This is a genomic window from Ochrobactrum sp. SFR4, assembly GCF_019730395.1.
Taxonomy (GTDB): Bacteria; Pseudomonadota; Alphaproteobacteria; order Rhizobiales; family Rhizobiaceae; genus Pseudochrobactrum.
This window is the reverse complement of record NZ_JAAPBB010000317.1, coordinates 1-382: the sequence shown is the minus strand read 5'-3', so window position 1 is coordinate 382 and position 382 is coordinate 1. Positions and strand designations below refer to the sequence as shown.

Below are 382 nucleotides of genomic sequence, written 5' to 3'. Positions count from 1 at the left end.
ATGTGAGTGGTTCTGCAAATCTTGGCGGGTCTATGGCACTGAGTGTTGCCAATAGCGGCTATGCGAAAAGCGGGCGTAATGATTATGTCGCGCTTCGTGCCGAAGGCGGGGTGAATGATGATGGTATGCTTTTGGTTGCGCCAAATACTGCTGTTGCCACTTACACGCTGGAGTATACAGATAAGGAAACAATTTTGGGGGCGAATATTGATTATGCCGAACGCGGACTAACCGAAAACGGCATATCTGTTGGCACTACGATTAATGCTATTCAGACTGATCAGACCTCGTCTGCATTCCGTCCTTTGGCTGAGGCGATTTTTGCCCAGCCGGATATTGCCAGCCTGCAAAGAACTTACGATCTTATTGACGGTGAAGGAAC

Annotated in this window: 1 protein-coding gene; it reads left to right on the top strand. The window is 48.7% G+C overall.

Translation table 11 applies throughout. From position 1 onward, the window contains the following. Window positions 1–382 (top strand): hypothetical protein (locus tag HBA93_RS19160; protein ID WP_221724359.1); only part of this gene is annotated, 382 nt, incomplete at both ends.